Raw genomic sequence first — 17,000 nt, forward strand, 5'->3', positions numbered from 1 at the left:
ATTGCTTAAGACCGGGGGAAGGGGCCGAATATCCGCGATTCAAATCAGAAGTCCGAGCTCCCTGGCGCGCGCGATCGCTTCCGTTCGCCTTTTCACCTGCAGTTTATCGAAAATGTTACGATTGTAGCCCTTCACTGTACTCAAAGCCAGGAAAAGCCGATCGCCGATTTCTTGATTGGAGAGGCCCTGGGCGATCAGTTGCAGCACTTCCAGTTCGCGCTCGCTTAAGGCGTCGATGACAGGCTCGGCACGGTGGGAGGAATGCAAGACGGCAAAGTCATCAAGCTTCTGTTCATCACGCATATTGGACAGCAGGAAGCCGGTATAGTCCGGCTCGATCCGGCGGGCCTCCGCTTCCGTTAATAAGTCAAGCATAGGCTTGCCTTCATCCACGAACAGCCGAACGAATCGCTCATGCTTTGCCATCGTCAGCGCAGCATTCAACCATTGCAGCGCCCTGTCCATACGGCCTTGGCGTTGAAAAGCTACGGCCTGAAGGACAAGAAGCTTAAGCTGCTTATGGTTCCACTGCTTAGCTTTCGCTTGGTCAACCAAGACGCCCAGTATGGCAAGGGCAGCTGCGGTATTTCCCTGGAGCATATGAATTCTTGCCTGCAGATCAGGCCATTCCTTCACTTCCGATAACTCCGCTGCTTCCGAAAAGCGGCCATGGCGAAGAGCAAGCAGAAGCTCCAATTGTTTCACCTCGCCCACGAGACGCATCAAGGATCGTTCCTGCACATCATGACGGGCTTTAACGAACAAAGCTTCCGCTGCAGAAAGCTCTTGTCCGGCAAGCTTTAATTTGGCCGCAAACAATTCGCTGTCAGGCAGCCTGTCCGTGCCCTCAAGCTGACCGGCCAGCAGGATGCTCTGCTGGATATGCTGTTCGGCTGCGTCCAATTCATTCCATTCATAGAAGATGCGCGCCATGCCCAAGTACGCGTCGCAAGCGGCCGGCAGCGGCGGTTCCCCCGCTAATTGAATGGCTTGCTTATAAGTTTGCACCGCCAGGCTCAGCTGATTATCCGCCTCTTGAAGCTGACCTGTTCCTATAGCCGCCATCAACGCAATAATCACATGGCCGATCCGCCTGCTGATCGCCAGTGCTTCTGCATACGCTTGTCTGGCGGCTGTGTGGTTGCCCTGCAACTGGTAAGCAACGCCCAGTGTCCAGGTCGTCGCTGCGCGCACAGGCAGGTTGCGGGGATGCAGATGTTCCAGCGCGATGCGCGATTGGGCGATAATGGTGTCCGCCTCGTTCCGTGTGACGGCGAGCGTGGCCTTGACCGATGCGATATGGCCGATCAGATCCGGATCGATCTTACGGGAATCGAGAGGCTTCATGGCCGCTTCGGCCGCAGATAGTTTCTGTTCGATTCCGTTCAGCTCGCCAACCATCAATTGGGCGGAGGCATGCATCACCCAGAGCGACGGGCGTTTATTGAGCGTGGACTCGTCCTGGCGCTTCAACCAAGTCATGACAGGATGGACGGCGCCGCGAAAGTGCAGAGGCATTCCCTTGCCTTCGATTAATGTTGCGGCCCGATCCGCATCTTGAGCGGCGGCAGCGTGCTGAAACGCTTCGATTTCCAGTTCATTCTGTTCAAACCAATGGCTCGCTCTGGTATGCAAAGCAGCCACCTCACCGCTCTTATTCTTGTGTGCCTGATCAAAACGCTGTCGCAACAAATCGGCAAACAGATGATGGTAACGATACCAGCGACGTTCGTTATCCAACGGAACGATAAAAAGATTGGAACGCTCCAGAACCTCCAGGATTTCCTGTCCTCCCCGAGCAGTCTGTACGATCGCATCGCAGAGGGAGCCGCAGAAACGATCAAGCATGGATGTATGCAGCAGGAACGTCTGAACGTCTTCCGGCTGCTGCCTGAGAACTTCCTCCATCAAATAGTCCAACACGAAACGATGGGTGCCGGTAAAGGACGAGATGAATTGGGCCGTATTCGCATGGCCCTGCATGGAGATAGCAGCTAATTGCAGCCCGACAGCCCACCCTTCCGTGCGCGTCTCCAGGGTAAGCACTTCCGCTGACGACAGATGAAGCCCCATGATTTGATTCAAAAATAATGCCGCTTCATGCGCGGTGAAACGCAGGTCGTGTCCGCGCAGTTCCGTCAATTGGTTTTGCGCCCGCAATCTGGCGATTGGCAGCTGCGGATCCTCGCGTGTCAGGATGATGATATGCATCGTCGGGGGTTGGTTGTCGATGAGAAATGCCAGCGCATCATGCACCGTTTGGGATTCGATCACGTGGTAATCGTCAAGAACGAGGACGAATGAAGCGGATCCGGACGATAATTCATTAACCAGAGCGGCCAAGATATATGGGATTGGCGGCGGCTGCGGAGATTGCAAGGCTTTCCAGACGCCTTCGTCGTGAACGGCAACGATTTTCTTTAGCGCAGCGACTAGATAAAGGAGAAAACGCACAGGATCATTGTCTCCTTCATCCAGCGACAACCAAGCGATCGGACGTTTGCCATCCGCCAGCCACTCGCTGACCAGCGTGGTTTTACCAGAGCCCGCAGACGCGGAGATCAGCGTTAATTTCCTTTGCAGCCCCGCGTCCAAGCGCGCAAACAAATGAGAGCGTCGCACAGCTTGCGATCGCGCTGGAGGAATATGCAGCTTTGTGGTTAGGATCGGAAGGTTCATAAGCACGCTACACCTCGCTTTTCAGTTGTGTGGCTGAACAGGTCCTTTTAAATGCAAAAAAACCAGAAAATTCGGACAACATTGCAAAAACGACGTCGTAAACCATCATAATTCGGATTGATGCAGTTTATCGTTTTCATCTGACCCTGCCACAATTAGCATTATCATATCTTGAATATCGGATTTCTCAACAATATGCCACTTTAATTCAAGATGTGTTACGGGGACATATACCAAATCCATCCAAATATAAGTTCCGTCCTCGATTAACTCTCCCATCAGAATTTTTCCGTTTTTGTTCTTTTGCCATTTAAATTTTCCACAGGCAATGGCGATATCCTTGGTTTCTACCCTACTTATCGCTTCTTTGTAAGAGTATTCTTTACCTTTTTCTCGTTCGATCTTTTCTAATACAGCGTTATAACGTTCTCGCGCAGCATCTTTCGCGTCAATATCTTCTTCGGAGTCCCACATCTCATCGAATTTGAATCCTGTTAGATTGCTTTCAATTACACGAGTACGGAATTCATCGGAGACAAAAACTCGCAAACCTATATATTCTGGAATTTTGAATATATGATGATTTTGAACAATTGACTTTTTAAACGCAAATTTTTCAAAGCCAGTGAATCGTCCGTTTGAATTTCTACGAACTATAGCTTTTTCATAATCGATTGCATCGAGTACTTGAATCACATTAAGTGCAAATAACTTCATGGTATCGTGATTTAAAGGCAGAATTTCCGCACTATCTTTCAAAAAATCATACGTAATCGTAATGGCTTTTTCACTGAATACTGGAATCCCGGCCGAGAATTGTGGGCAATCCGTAGGATTTCCCTTCTTTGACATGAATTTAATAGGATCCCAGTGTTGCATCGGCTTCCCTTTAAACTGGTTTTTAAAGTATTTTGGATAATTCTCTTCCCGGTTTTCGTAAAAGATGTAATCTGACTTGTCGTCAGTTAATTCCCATATTTTCAGATGAGTTTTCCTCCAAATTATAATGCTTTACTCATAAAATCCTTGAACTGTTAGTTTAGCTATACACTAACACATCGAGGATAAAGAGAAAATCATGTAGTGTTCCCTAATTTTACTGCTGCACTCAACAAATGGCCGCGAGCGTGCGTGCTTGTTTCCGGTTTGCATCGAGAAGCTCGGACCGCTTGCACTTCCCCTTCCGCGAAAAAAGCGCATCGTCCGTCTGCCGGCCCGGACGATATGCTATAATGGGGGCGTCGAAAAAATCCGGATCGGACGATTGGAAAGGATGCTGCCGAATGCCCCCTCTCGTATCTGTCGTAACGCCTACTTATAACCGTCTCGGCGAGCTTGGCGAGCTGCTGGAGTCGCTCAGCCGCCAAACGTACAAGCAGCTCGAAATCGTCGTCGTGAACGATAACGGAAGCCCGGTCGCCCCGGTTTGCGAGCTGTACCCGGAGCTCGACATTCGCGTCGTCGATTTGGAAAGCAACGGAAAGCATGTCCGGGCGCGCAATCGCGGCGTGGCGGAATCGTCGGGGTCATATATTATGCCCTGCGACGACGACGACCTGCTCGTCCCTACGCACATCGAGACGATGGTGCGGGAGCTCGAGGCGGCCGGCTGCGATATGGCGTACTCCGACGCCGAAATCGTCGATTTCGTATGGGAAGACGGCGTGCGCATGCCCGCGAAGCGTCAGCTGTTCGCTTACGAGCACGACTTGCCGGCGATGCGCAAATTTTCGACGTTCGTGCCGTCCGGCAGCCTATACCGCCGGGACGTTCACGATTCCGTCGGACCGTTCGACGAAGACGTGTACCATTACTGGGATTGGGATTTTTTTCTGCGCGTATCCGAGCGTCACGCGGTGAAACGGGTGGCGGCCGCGGGCGTCCTTTACGCGTTCTCGCAAAGCGGGAGCGGCGGCAACTTGTCCGGGCAGCTCGAAGATATGCGGCCGTACTTGGACCGGCTGTCCGCCAAGCACGGTCTCGGCGACCTGCCGACGAAAAACTTTTTCCTCCTGCTGGAGGAGGAAGCGGTCAAAAGCCGGCGCGCGGAGACGACGATCGTATGGGACGGCCGGCCGTTCCGTTCCAGATACGCGCCGTACGCGGGCGGTTAATCGGGCGGCCGGGTGCGACGATGCGAAAGATGCCGGAGAGAAAAAACCGTTCCGCTATATTCAAGAAATAGGTTGAAAAAGATGTTTTAGCGGAATGCTGCTCCGTTATTTTGTCCGGCCGGCAGCTTGCGCTGGCCGCGAATCCGGGCCGCGCATTCAGCACCGACGATAGACGACAGAAAGACGCCTCCAACCCTTTTGCATGGTAAAGGGCGAGGCGTCTTTGCGCGTCGTTCGGGACTAACTGCTTGTCATGCGGGACTAACTCGCCGCGTTCCCGGCGGGGCCGCTCAGGCCAGCGGCTCGAACAGCCTCGGTGCGACGTCCGGCCTTAGCAGGCCGTAGGCGTCCGCGATCGCCCGCTTGTACGCGTCCATGTCGTTCAGCGTGGCGATTACGTAAACGTGTCCCGCCTCGTCGTCGGCCGCAATCGCCTCCCGCAGCGCCGTCGGCACGGAGTCCGCCTCCGAGTCCCCCGCAGGCTCCGCATCCGCCGCCGAGCCCGGATCGATGACGCGCGCGATCCGAACGCCGTGCAGCAGCGCCTCGTCCTGCAGACGCCTGGCGAAATCTCCGCCGCCGTACAGATTCGCGGCGGTTGCGCCTTCCCGCGTCAGCCGCGCGATCAGACGGAAGGCGAGCACGGCGCTGCCGAACGAGTCGCCCAGCCGCAAAAACGTCTCGTACAGCCGGTACGGCTCGCTCCGCGTCAACGTCCCCTGCGGCCAAAATATGTCCGCGAGCTTCGGTCCGAAGGCGGCCACATCGAGCAAATAATCGCCGCCGCGAGACTGCCAGTCGATCGGAAGCGGCTCGCACAGCCGGACGATTTGCACGCCGCCGAAGTTGTCCTGGTGCACCAAATCGCCGAGCGCCGCCGCTTCCTCCGGCGTCGGCATGTCGAGCACCCGATGCATGACGCCGCACCATTCGCGGGCGCCGCCCGAAAGCGCGAGCTTCGGCTTCGCCTGCCGCAAATAGGCGTAATGGCGTTGGAAGGCGAACACGCCGTCCTGGCAGGCGCGCTTGAACCGGAACTGTTCGGCGGGAATCGCCAGCGGCGCGAGCGCCGGAGCGACGCGTCCGTCCGCCCGTTTCTCGTAACGGACCGTCGAGCCGAACGGCCCCATCATCAGCTCCTCGATCAGTCCCGGGCTGCGCGCGAACCGTTTGGCGATATCGCCGTTGTCCCCGCCGCTTCCGAGCCAGCCTCGCAGATCGATCCCCTGCAGCAGCCGCTCCGCCGCATGGGCGCTCGCGACCGCGAGCAGGTGGATCGAAACGTGGGAGACGCCCTCGCCGGCGTAAGCGGCGTCGAGCGCCGCCTGAATCGTGCCGTTGAAGCCGAGATCGACCGTCAGCAGCTTGCCCGGCTCATGACACGTTTGCCGGATATAGTCGAGCAGCAGCTTCCGCTGCGAAGCGATCGTGGCGAGCGCCCGACGCCGGACCGGCTCCCGCAGCGCATACCGCTTTAACGCGTCGTACAGCGTGGTCCGGCCCGATCCGTCCGCAGGCCATTCGACGGAACGGGCTTCCGCTATGCGAACATGCAGGTGCGGCGCGAATTCGCGAATCGGCGCCTCCTCCCCCTCCGGCAAAAGGCCGAGCATGTCCAATGCTTCGCCGACCGTAATCGGGCCGAGCCCGAACACCCGCTCCAGCTCGCGCTCGGTAAAATCGCGCATGGAGGCGAGCAGCGTCGCCTGCCGCGACACGTACAGCGGCTTGACGCTTATGTTCAGTCCGCGCATGCGGGCCGCGTTTTCGAGCGCCGGGCCGAGCAGATGGGCTTCTCGCATGAGCGGATGAATTTCGGTGCGCCCTTCGGCCGCACACGTATCGAGCACCCAGTCGCAAAAGCCTTGCACGAACGGTCCGAGCATGCCGGCGCCGAATCGGTAAAAAAACGACTCGGGCGTATCCCCGTCCTCGTCCCCGTCCGCGCCGGGCGGCACCGCCGCAGCCGCCAGCTTGCGCAAGGAGCCGAGCTCCGGCAGCAGGTCGCCGTGCCGGACCGTCTCCCAATGAAACGGACTGCGAAGCGTGTCCGGCACGACCGGGTAATGAAGCGCTTCGATGCCGCGCTTCGCCGCGCCGAGCACGTCCGCCGTCTCGTTGTCTCCGATATGGACGATGCGGCCGGCGCCGACATCCGGGAACCGGCGCAGCAGCCGGTCGAACAAGCCGCCCGACCGTTTGCCGCAGCCTTCCTCGGACGAGACGAGAACGGCGTCGAGCGTCTCCGTCTCCAGCCCGCCGGCCGTCAATAACGAGAGCAGCTGCGCGGAGGACAAGTACATGTCGCTGAGCAGCGCGACCCGGATGCCGCGGCTGCGGCAATGCCGGACGAGCGAGGCGACGTACGGGTTGACCCAGCAAACGTCCCGCTCGGTTTCGAGCTCCAGCTCGAGCAGCCGGCTCCGGTCGCCGAGCCGGGCGGGGAGCCGCTCGAATATTTGCTCCAGCGTCGCTTCGTCGGAGCCGGACGACGACAATTTCCGCTCGCGCGCCGACCGTTCGGCGGCGATACGGACGGCGCGATAATCGGCCGGCGTCATCCCCCGCGCCAGCGCTCCTTGCTTCAGCGCTTTTCGCGCCGTCCGCTCGAACACGTCCGACGGCCGCGCGGTCGCGCGAAACAGCAGCGTGTCGAATACGTCGAGGCTGACGAGCGCGACGTCGTTCAGCCGCGTCTCCAGCTTTCGCAAATACTTATCCCGTTTCCACAGCGTATGGCCGGGTTCGTCCCAAAGCGCCGCCGTTTGCATCATTCGCTTCCTCCTGCGATAACGTAATCGGTTCTGCTTTAAGTCTAGACGCGAGGAGGGAAGGAAGCAAGCCGAATGTCGGTTTCCATGCGACGGCCGCAGCGGAAGCGATCCCCGGGCATATTTTTTTCGTTACTGTGTCCGGCGTGCCCTACCTGCCGCGTGGCTCCGAATGTAACCGGATTTCCTCCCGCTAATTCGTCTCCCGCGAGGCATCGGTTAAGAAATAACGGGAAAGGCTCCCGGTAAACGTACCTTGCATCGCCGAAAAGCGCGGACCGGACCAAATTACCGGCAGGTTTTCCCGAATAAATGCTTACGAAGCGGGGGACCGAAAAATTAACGGAGGTTTTCCCGGCTGTTGAGCGGGACGGCCGGTCGTTATGGCCGGCCGATCCATCCGCCGTGTCATCGGATACCGCAATCCAACTGCCCGAAGCCGTAGCCGAAGCTTACGCCCCCGGAAGCAGCTTCTTCGCTTTTTCGATGACCGCGGCGATTTTGTTCTCCGCCTCGACCATGTTCGTTTTGTGCCGTGCCAGCTGCTCGAGCCGGTCGAGCATGGCGGCGAGCTTCTCGGACGAACCGTTCGCGTCGCCCTGCTTGACGAGCGGGGCGAACGTTTTCCAGTCCGCGTCGAGCGACTTTTTGACGGCGGCCGCGGCGGTTTTTTCCGCTTTGATCGCTTCCTCATGCGCTTCGATCGCCTCGAGCGTGTCGCGCGCTTTTTTCTGCTTGGCGGCTGCCGCGTCTTTCGCCGCCTTGAGCGCGGCGTCCTTCGCCTTCATATCGCTTCGCGCCAGCTGGACGGGAATTTTCAGGCTGTCCGCCTGCATCCGGAGCATCGCGTTCAGCTCCTTGTTTTGGAGCGGCCTGGCGGCCTCGATTTGCTTGTTGACCGCCGTGTAGCTGTCCAGCAGCGGCTTGTAGCGTTCCTTCGTTTCGGCGGCCGACTGCTTGAGCGGAGCGATCTTGTCCTCGTCGATCCGTTTGATTCGCTCGCGAATCGCCTTGAGCGACTCGTCGTTTGCCTGTTGCAACGATTTCAGCTCCGCCTCGCTTCCGCGGATACGCTCCTGCAGCTCCAACCATTTGCCGTATTGGCCGTTAAGCTGCGTCCGGAGCTTGCCGCCCGCCGATTCGGTCATGGCGTCGAACGACTTTTTGACCGTCTTCGAAAGCTCATACGAAGCGGCCGCCGCCGCGGTCGACATCGAGGCGAAAAGCAGCAGCGCGAAAACGGCGGCCGCCATGCTTCTCAGCGCGTATCGTTTCACTTTATTCTCACCTCCTTCCCGGCGTCTCGCACGATAAACGAAAAGCACCGGCACGAAAGGCGTGTTCGCCTTTGCATGCCGGTGCTTCCGACGCAAATGTTGCAGAGTCCATTTTTGACAAATATATCCTACTCGGGCCCGAGTGTCAAGCATCATTTTTCGGACGAGATCAAAAAGAAACGATTGACGCCGCCCGCCGTCGGTGCTACTATAAATGCAACAAAACATATAATTCCAATAGGAATTAATGTAATTGTCGACCGATCAAACCGGAGACACCGATGTTCCGCAGCCTGCTGCGGAGACGACGGTGTCTTTTCGCGTTTGCCGGAGTTGCAGCGGACTATACCGGACGAACCGGGTGGCACGTTTGTTGCGGTTTTGCCGGAAATCGGCATTCATTCTGCTTGCGCGCGCATCGTTGGGGGAGATCACGAATGGGAACGAAACCGGAATCGGGTCCGAATCCGAATCCGAAACCGAATGTGCTGTTCATCATGTCGGACCAGCATCGTTACGATTGCATCGGCTACAGCCGGGACTACCCGGTGAAGACGCCGAACCTGGACCGGCTCGCCGCGGAAGGGGCGGCGTTTGCGAACGCCTTTACGCCGATTCCGCTGTGCTGTCCGGCGAGGCAAAGCCTCCTGCACGGCAGACGGCCGGAAAGCTTCGAATCGTTTTGGAACGCCGATCTCGTGCCGAACCGCGAGCTGGAGCCGTCGGCTTACACATGGCCGAGAGAGCTGCGGGAAAACGGCTACGCGACCGGTTATGTAGGCAAATGGCACGTCAACCGGGAGCATCCGCCGACCGCTTACGGCTTCGACGATTACGTCGGGGAGCAAGATTACCGCAAGCACCGGGCGGCCCGATATCCGGACGTCCAGTTTACGAACGGCTTTTTCGGCGAGGTCGATCCCGTGGAGCTGCCGGATACGCGGACGCACTGGCTTGCGGAACGGGCGGTTCGGCTCATCGAAACGTACGCCGCCTCCGGACGGCCGTGGCATTTGCGGCTCGATTTTCCGGAACCGCATTTGCCGTGCCAGCCGCACGCGTCGTTTCTGGCCCGGTTCGAGTCCGAGGACATTCCGCAATGGAGAAGCTTTTCCGACAGCTTCCGAAACAAGCCGTACATCCAGAAGCAGCAGCTGCTCAACTGGGGGCTGGAGCATTACGCATGGTCCGACTGGGAGCCGATCGTCCGCCGCTACTACGCGGTCATCGCGCAGCTGGACGACGCGGTCGGCATCGTGCTGGACGCGCTGAAGCGGCTCGGGCTGGAGCGGGACACGATCGTCGTGTACACGGCCGACCACGGCGACATGTGCGGCGGGCACCGGATGATGGATAAGCATTACATTTTGTACGACGACGTGGTGAAGGTGCCGCTGATCGTCAAATATCCGGAGCGCATTCCGGCCGGCGCGCGAATCGACCGGTTCGTTTACAACCTGCTCGATCTGCCGCCCACGATTTTGGAGTACGCCGGGCTCGTCCCGCAGCCTTTTTTCCACGGCGCTTCGCTGCTTCCGCTGCTGCGGGGGGACGAACCGGACGACTGGCGCACCGAGGTCGTGTCCACCTACAACGGACAGCAGTTCGGGCTGTACAACCAGCGGATGATTCGCGGCGAGCGATGGAAGTATGTCTGGAATATGACCGACGTCGACGAGCTGTACGATCTGCGGACCGACCCCGACGAGCTGCATAACGTCATCGGCGACGCTCGGTACGGCGGCGTGCTTGCGGAGCTGCGGCTGAAGCTGTACGACGAATTGAAGCAGCGCCGGGACCCGTTCGTCCAATTCGACTGGACGAAACGGCAGCTGACGGAAGGGCGCAAAGCATCCGTCCGCTGACGGGCGAGACGCAAGGCGCCGTCTGTTCGAACGGGGTCGGCGCGAAACCATAGGGAGGATACGATCCGATGAGAAAATCAGTTACCGCGGCCGTACTGGCGGCGCTTCTGTCCGCGGGAGCGCTGGCCGCCTGCGACTCCGGGAAAACGGGCGACGGCGCGGCCGCTTCGCCGCAGGCCGCCGCCGCAAACGCCCAAACCGGGGCATCGCCGTCGCAAACGAAGCCCGGCCCGGGCCAGCCGACGTCCGTTTCGGCCGATTACAAGCAGTCGCCCTTTTTCGAAGGGAAGGGGCTGCCGCCGGTCAAGGAGCGGCTGCCGAAGGAGCCGAAGCTGACGAACGAGCTGCCGAAGGACGCCTTGACCTACGAAATCGGCACGTACGGCGGGACGCTGCGCACGGTGCGCCAAGATCCGGTCAACGATTCCGACCTGTTCATCATCAACAACGAGCCGCTCGTGAACAGCCCCGGCGTGCTCGGCGAAGAGGTGACGCCGAACATCGTCAAAAGCTACACGGTGAGCGACGACCAGAAGCTGTTCACGTTCGTGCTGCGCGAAGGGCTGAAATGGTCGGACGGCCGGCCGGTCACGACGCAGGACGTCAAGTTCGCGGTCGACGACGTGCTGCTGAACAAGGAGCTGACGCCGACGATTCCGCTGTGGCTGAAGTCGGCGGCGGACGCCGGCGGCAAGCCGTTTACGTTTCAGGCGATCGACGACTACACGTTTACGATCGGCTTCGACGAGCCGTACGGCGGCTTTTTGATCCAGCTGGCCGTGCAGGGCTGGAGAGGCTACAACGATCTGCTCAAGCCGAAGCATGTTTTGCAAAAATATCATGTCAAGTACACCCCGCTCGATCAGCTCGAGCCGCTGATCAAGGAAGCGGGCTTCGCGCCCGGAGAATGGGCGAAGCTGTTCGCGGCGAAGGACGTGCTGAACAACGAGATCACGTACCCGAAGGCGATCGGTTTTCCCGTGCTCACCCCGTATATCCAGGTGAAATCGGGCGACAAGATCGAGTTCGAGCGCAACCCGTACTATTTCAAGGTGGACGCGAACGGCAACCAGCTGCCGTACATCGACAAGCTGCAAAGCACGCTCGTGCAAAACGCGGAAATGGTCAATTTGAAAATATTGGCCGGGGAAGTGGACCATTCGTACGAATACGTGTCGATTCCGAAGGTGCCGCTGCTCAAGGAGAACGAGGCGAAGGGCGGCTACAGGGTGTACGTCAACAGCCTGCACCGGACGGCGGGCGACATTCACCTGAACTTGACGTACGACGATCCGGTATGGCGGCAGGTCGTGCGCGACGTCAAGTTTCGCAAAGCGCTCAATTTGGCGCTCGACAAGAAGGAGATCGCGGATACGGTCTACTACGGCTTCGCGAAGCCGTCCTCGATCGGAGATCCGAACCGAAACGTGCAGGAGGCGAACCGGCTGCTCGACGAAATCGGGATGAAAAAAGGGACGGACGGCTACCGCGCCGGACCGGACGGCAAACGGTTCACGATTCCGCTGGAGGTGTCGTCCGCGTTCGCCGATTTCGCCGCGCTCGGCCAGCTCGTCGTGGAGCAGTGGAAGCAGATCGGACTGGACGTGACGCTGAAGCAGATCGACAGTTCGCTCTGGACGAACCGCAACAAGGCGAACGAGCTGAAGGCGACGATCATGTATACGCCGGGTCCGGTGCAGTGGTCGAGGCAGGAATGGGGCCAAAACATATGGGCGCCGCTGTGGGACCAATGGTGGAATTCCGGAGGGAAGCAGGGCGAGGAGCCGCCGGAGGAGGCGAAGGAGCTGTTCCGGACGATTTTCAAGCTGCGCGAGCTGTCGCTTCGGGAGGCGCTCGCGAAGCGCGACGACATTCGCAAAAACATCGGAGCGAACTATTGGTATTTCATTCACAGCGAACAAATAGCCGCTCCCGTGGCGGTAAACGCCAAAATCGGCAACATTTCCGACAAAGGCTGGGGCATCGGGCAAAATTTCGCCGGCGAGCAATGGTTTTTCCGCAAATAAGGGGGACTTCTCCCGATTCATCGCATGGAAGGGAGCAACCGACATGGCGGCCTACATCGGCAAACGGCTGCTGCAGCTTATTCCGCTGCTTATCGCCATCAGCATGATCGTGTTCATCATCATCCAGCTGCCGCCGGGCGACTTTTTGACGACGTACGTGGACCAGCTGAAGCTGTCCGGTACCGACGTCGCGGAGAGCACGATCGTCAACCTGACGGCGCAATACGGCTTGAACGAGCCGATCTACGTCCAATATGCGCTGTGGATCAAAAATATCGTGCTGCGCGGCGATCTCGGCACGTCGTTCCAATGGAATTTGCCGGTATCGCAGGTGATCGGCGATCGGCTTGCGCTGACGATGGTCATCTCCGTCGCCTCGCTCGTCATCGTTTGGGCGATCGCCATCCCGGTCGGCATTTACTCGGCGACGCACCAATATTCGTTCGGGGACTATTTGTTCTCGTTTCTCGGCTTTATCGGGATGGCGGTTCCGGGCTTTCTGATCGCCCTCATTCTCGTCTACTTCGTCTTCGATACGACGGGCGTCTCCATTACCGGGCTGTTCTCGCCCGAGTATCAGGACGCGCCGTGGAGCTTCGCCAAGCTGCTCGATATGCTGCCGAGGCTGGCGATCCCCGTCGTGCTCGTCGCGCTGTCGGGCACCGCTTCGCTCGTTCGCGTCATGCGGGGGATGCTGCTCGACGAGCTGTCGAAGCAGTACGTCATCACCGCGCGGGCGAAAGGCGTGGCGGAGCGGCGGCTGCTGTTCAAATATCCGGTGCGGATGGCGATCAACCCGCTCGTCAGCACGATCGGCTGGACGCTGCCGGCGCTCATATCCGGCGAAGCGATCGTCGGCATCGTCCTCAATTTGCCGACGACCGGCCCCGTTTTGCTGAAGGCGCTCATGGTGCAGGACATGTACCTCGCGGGCAGCTTCCTGCTCATTTTGAGCGTGCTGACCGTTATCGGCACGCTGCTGTCCGACATTTTGCTCGCGATGCTCGATCCGCGCATCCGGTTCGGGGGTGCGGGCTCATGATCGCCGAGCTGCGCAGACGCTATGGGCGGGGCTGGCGCAAGACCGCCGGAAGCGCGCCGGGGGACGGGTCGCCGGCGGCTCCGAACGAAGCGTACGAAGCCGCGTCCCAATGGCGGCTCATGTGGTGGAAGTTCCGCAAGCACAGGCTGGCGATGATCGCCGTTCCGGTGCTGCTGCTGATGTATCTGGCGGCGATCTTCTGCGACTTCCTGACGCCGACCGTGCCGACCGCGCGCTTCGCCGATTACAAAAACGCGCCGCCGCAGCATATCCGCTTCGTCGATCCGGAAACGGGCTTTTCCTTACGGCCGTTCGTTTACGGCTTGAAGCAGGACATGGACAAAACGACGTTCCGGCGTACGTATGCGGAAGATCCGACGCGCAAATATCCGATCCGCTTTTTCGTGGAGGGCGAGCCGTACCGGCTGCTTGGCCTGTTCGAGACGAACGTGCATCTGTTCGGACTCGGCGACAAGGAGGCGCCGCTGCTGCTCATGGGCAGCGATTCGCTCGGGCGCGATCTGTTTACGCGCATTTTGTACGGAGCCCGCATCTCGCTGTCGTTCGGGCTGGCCGGCATCGCGCTCACGCTCGTGCTCGGACTCGCGATCGGCGGCGTTTCCGGCTATATCGGCGGCGCGGTCGACACGTTGATTCAACGCGTCGTCGACCTGCTCGTCTGCCTGCCGACGATTCCGCTCTGGATGGCGCTGGCCGCCGCGCTGCCGCGAAGCTGGACGCCGCTGCAGACGTATTTCGGGATGATCCTCATTTTCTCGATCATCGATTGGACGTCGCTCGCGCGGGTCGTGCGGGGGAAGGTGCTGTCGCTCCGCGAGGAGGATTTCACGCTGGCCGCCAGATTGGCGGGGGCGGGCGACATGCGGATCATATTCAAGCATTTGCTGCCGTCTCTTTCGAGCTACATCGTCGTGGCGACGACGATGGCGATTCCTTCGACCATTCTCGGGGAAACGGCGCTCAGCTTTCTCGGCATCGGCCTTCAGCCTCCGGCCGTCAGCTGGGGCGTGCTGCTGCAGGACGCGCAAAATTTGCAGACGCTGGCTCACCAGCCGTGGCTGCTTTGGCCGGCCGCGTTCGTCATCGTCACCGTGCTCATGTTCAACTTTCTCGGCGACGGCCTGCGCGACGCGGCGGACCCGTACAAATAAGGAGGGAGCCGGGATGGAGCGCGGCGACGACATTGTATTGCAATTGAAGGGCGTGCGGGCGCATTTCCGCGTCAAGGAAGGCGTGCTCAAGGCGGTCGACGGGGTCGACATCGCCGCGAGGCGCGGGCGGACGCTCGGCATCGTAGGCGAAAGCGGCTGCGGCAAAAGCGTAACGTCGCAGGCGATTTTGCGGCTCCTTCCCGCCTCCGCGGCGGTCGACGGCGAAATACGGCTGCGGCGGTCGAAGGACGGGCGGGAGGAGACCGTCGACATCGCGTCGCTCGACCCGCGCGGGGCGGAGATGCGAAGCATTCGCGGCGGGGAAATCGCGATCATTTTCCAGGAGCCGATGAAGGCGTTCTCGCCGATTCATACGATCGGCGACCAGATCCTGGAGGCGATTTTGCTGCACCGGACGACAGACCGCGGCGAGGCGAAGCGGATCGCGCTGGAGACGCTGCGGAAAGTCGGCATGTCGAACCCCGAGCAGCGGCTCGGCGAATATCCGCACCAGCTGTCCGGAGGGATGCGCCAAAGGGCGATGATCGCCATGGCCGTCGCCGGACGCCCGGCGGTGCTGATCGCCGACGAGCCGACGACGGCGCTCGACGTCACGGTGCAGGCGCAGGTGCTGCGGCTCATTAACGAACTGAAGGAGGAGACCGGCACGTCGGTCCTGTTCATCACGCACGATTTGGGCGTTATCGCGGAAATGTCCGATGAAGTGGCGGTCATGTATTTGGGCAAGGTGGTCGAATACGCGGATGTCGACACGCTGTTTTACGGCGCGGTCCATCCGTACACGAAGGCGCTGCTCGCTTCGATCCCGTCGCTTTCCGGCAGCCGGGAACGGCTGGAGACGATCGAGGGGACGGTGCCTTCCCCGGTCGGTTTGCCGGCGGGCTGCGGCTTTTTGAACCGCTGTCCGGCGGCGCGTCCCGGCGTTTGCGATGCCGGCGAGGTGCCGCTTTACGAAGTGAAGCCCGGGCATCAGGTGCGCTGCGTGCTGGCCGGCCCGGCCAAGGAGGCGAATTGACGATGCGGGACGCCGAAACGATAGTGCGGGTCGACGGGCTGAGCAAACATTTTCCGGTGCGCCGGGGCTTGTTCAAGCGAACGGTCGGCCGGCTGAAGGCGGTGGACGATGTTCGGCTGACCGTCCGCCGGGGCGAGACGTTCGGGCTCGTCGGCGAGTCGGGCTGCGGCAAATCGACGCTGGGCCGGTGCCTGCTGCGCGCGATCGAGCCGACCGACGGCGCGATTTGGTTCCGCGACCGGACCGGCAAGGAGGTCGACGTGCGCGGGCTCGGCAAGCGGGAGCTGCGGGCAATCCGGCGCGACATGCAGCTCGTGTTCCAGGACCCGTACGCCTCGCTCAATCCGCGGATGACGGTCGCCGAAATCGTCGGCGAGCCGCTCGTCTGCCACGGCATCGCGAGAGGCGGCGAGCTGCGGCGGCGGGTCGCGGCGCTCGTGGAGACGGTCGGCTTGAGCGCCCGGCATTTGGACCGGTACCCCCACGCCTTCAGCGGGGGGCAGCGGCAGCGGATCGGGATCGCCCGTGCGCTGGCGACCGATCCGGCCTTTCTCGTCTGCGACGAAGCGGTGTCGGCGCTGGACGTGTCCGTGCAGGCGCAAATTTTGAATTTGCTGCGGGAGCTGCAGGAGCGGCTCGAGCTGAGCTATTTGTTCATTTCGCACGATTTGGGCGTCATTCGGCATATTTCCGACCGGGTCGGGGTCATGTACGTCGGCCGAATCGTCGAGACGGCCCGCACGGAGCAGCTGTTCGCGCGCCCGTATCACCCGTATGCGGAGGCGCTGCTGTCGGCGAAGCCGATTCCGGACCCGCGGCGCAAAGCCGAACGGATCGTGCTGTCCGGCGAGGTGGCGAATCCGGCGAATCCGCCGGCGGGCTGCTATTTTCACCCGCGCTGCCCGTACGCCCGGGACGTCTGCAAAACCGCGGCGCCGCCGCTGAAGCAGGTCGGGGACGACCGCTTCGCCGCCTGCCATTTCGCCGGGGAGCTGCAATTGAGAGGAGCGCTGTAAC

At 60.1% G+C, this 17,000-nt stretch carries 11 protein-coding genes; 7 read left to right on the forward strand and 4 right to left on the reverse strand.

The features are described 5' to 3' along the window. Positions 1–39 precede the first annotated feature (39 nt). Together PV407_RS03555 and PV407_RS03560 are read right to left on the reverse strand one after the other, a co-directional pair. The gene (locus tag PV407_RS03555; RefSeq protein ID WP_332088490.1) at positions 40–2,679 is read right to left on the reverse strand and encodes a LuxR C-terminal-related transcriptional regulator; all 2,640 of its coding nucleotides are present in this window, start codon (positions 2,677–2,679) and stop codon (positions 40–42) included. Positions 2,680–2,784: 105 nt separating this feature from the next. Beyond that, the gene (locus tag PV407_RS03560; protein ID WP_332088491.1) at positions 2,785–3,531 is read right to left on the reverse strand and encodes an imm11 family protein; all 747 of its coding nucleotides are present in this window, start codon (positions 3,529–3,531) and stop codon (positions 2,785–2,787) included. 431 nt (positions 3,532–3,962) lie between these two features. On the opposite strand from PV407_RS03560, the gene PV407_RS03565 reads away from it, so the two are divergent. Beyond that, the gene (locus tag PV407_RS03565; protein ID WP_332088492.1) at positions 3,963–4,793 is read left to right on the forward strand and encodes a glycosyltransferase family 2 protein; all 831 of its coding nucleotides are present in this window, start codon (positions 3,963–3,965) and stop codon (positions 4,791–4,793) included. Positions 4,794–5,083: 290 nt separating this feature from the next. On the opposite strand, the gene PV407_RS03570 is transcribed toward PV407_RS03565, so the two are convergent. Continuing rightward, positions 5,084–7,567, reverse strand: a complete 2,484-nt coding sequence (locus PV407_RS03570; protein WP_332088493.1) for an HAD family hydrolase — start codon at positions 7,565–7,567, stop codon at positions 5,084–5,086. A 449-nt stretch (positions 7,568–8,016) separates the two neighbouring features. Next, positions 8,017–8,841: a hypothetical protein gene (locus PV407_RS03575; RefSeq protein WP_332088494.1), complete on the reverse strand. Its 825-nt coding sequence runs from the start codon at positions 8,839–8,841 to the stop codon at positions 8,017–8,019. Between the two features lie 437 nt (positions 8,842–9,278). Between PV407_RS03575 and PV407_RS03580 the strand changes: the two genes are divergently transcribed. The 6 genes from PV407_RS03580 (at position 9,279) to PV407_RS03605 (ending at position 16,999) form a co-directional block, all read left to right on the forward strand. Then, positions 9,279–10,706 (forward strand): sulfatase-like hydrolase/transferase, encoded by a 1,428-nt coding sequence (locus PV407_RS03580; RefSeq protein ID WP_332088496.1) that lies wholly within the window; start codon positions 9,279–9,281, stop codon positions 10,704–10,706. A 68-nt stretch (positions 10,707–10,774) separates the two neighbouring features. Further along, entirely contained in the window at positions 10,775–12,733 is a 1,959-nt protein-coding gene (locus PV407_RS03585; protein WP_332088497.1) for an ABC transporter substrate-binding protein, read from the forward strand. A 43-nt stretch (positions 12,734–12,776) separates the two neighbouring features. Beyond that, on the forward strand, positions 12,777–13,775 hold the full coding sequence (locus tag PV407_RS03590) for an ABC transporter permease (protein WP_332088498.1): 999 nt from the start codon (positions 12,777–12,779) through the stop codon (positions 13,773–13,775). Next, a complete protein-coding gene (locus PV407_RS03595; protein WP_332088499.1) occupies positions 13,772–14,947 on the forward strand; it encodes an ABC transporter permease in 1,176 nt (391 codons plus the stop codon). The genes PV407_RS03590 and PV407_RS03595 overlap by 4 nt, the downstream gene beginning before the upstream one ends. Before the next feature lie 13 nt (positions 14,948–14,960). Further along, positions 14,961–15,983, forward strand: a complete 1,023-nt coding sequence (locus tag PV407_RS03600; RefSeq protein WP_332088500.1) for an ABC transporter ATP-binding protein — start codon at positions 14,961–14,963, stop codon at positions 15,981–15,983. A gap of 2 nt (positions 15,984–15,985) precedes the next feature. After that, positions 15,986–16,999, forward strand: a complete 1,014-nt coding sequence (locus PV407_RS03605; RefSeq protein ID WP_332088501.1) for an ABC transporter ATP-binding protein — start codon at positions 15,986–15,988, stop codon at positions 16,997–16,999. Position 17,000 lies beyond the last annotated feature (1 nt).

The sequence above is a fragment of the Paenibacillus sp. GYB003 genome, assembly GCF_036577625.1.
Classification (GTDB): Bacteria; Bacillota; Bacilli; order Paenibacillales; family NBRC-103111; genus Paenibacillus_AB.

Excerpts from the sequence above, each read along its gene's own strand:
- PV407_RS03555 (WP_332088490.1), bottom strand. The coding sequence starts at position 2,679 with ATGAACCTTCCGATCCTAACCACAAAGCTGCATATTCCTCCAGCGCGA.
- PV407_RS03560 (WP_332088491.1), bottom strand. The coding sequence starts at position 3,531 with ATGTCAAAGAAGGGAAATCCTACGGATTGCCCACAATTCTCGGCCGGG.
- PV407_RS03565 (WP_332088492.1), top strand. The coding sequence starts at position 3,963 with ATGCCCCCTCTCGTATCTGTCGTAACGCCTACTTATAACCGTCTCGGC.
- PV407_RS03570 (WP_332088493.1), bottom strand. The coding sequence starts at position 7,567 with ATGATGCAAACGGCGGCGCTTTGGGACGAACCCGGCCATACGCTGTGG.
- PV407_RS03580 (WP_332088496.1), top strand. The coding sequence starts at position 9,279 with ATGGGAACGAAACCGGAATCGGGTCCGAATCCGAATCCGAAACCGAAT.
- PV407_RS03585 (WP_332088497.1), top strand. The coding sequence starts at position 10,775 with ATGAGAAAATCAGTTACCGCGGCCGTACTGGCGGCGCTTCTGTCCGCG.
- PV407_RS03590 (WP_332088498.1), top strand. The coding sequence starts at position 12,777 with ATGGCGGCCTACATCGGCAAACGGCTGCTGCAGCTTATTCCGCTGCTT.
- PV407_RS03595 (WP_332088499.1), top strand. The coding sequence starts at position 13,772 with ATGATCGCCGAGCTGCGCAGACGCTATGGGCGGGGCTGGCGCAAGACC.
- PV407_RS03600 (WP_332088500.1), top strand. The coding sequence starts at position 14,961 with ATGGAGCGCGGCGACGACATTGTATTGCAATTGAAGGGCGTGCGGGCG.
- PV407_RS03605 (WP_332088501.1), top strand. The coding sequence starts at position 15,986 with ATGCGGGACGCCGAAACGATAGTGCGGGTCGACGGGCTGAGCAAACAT.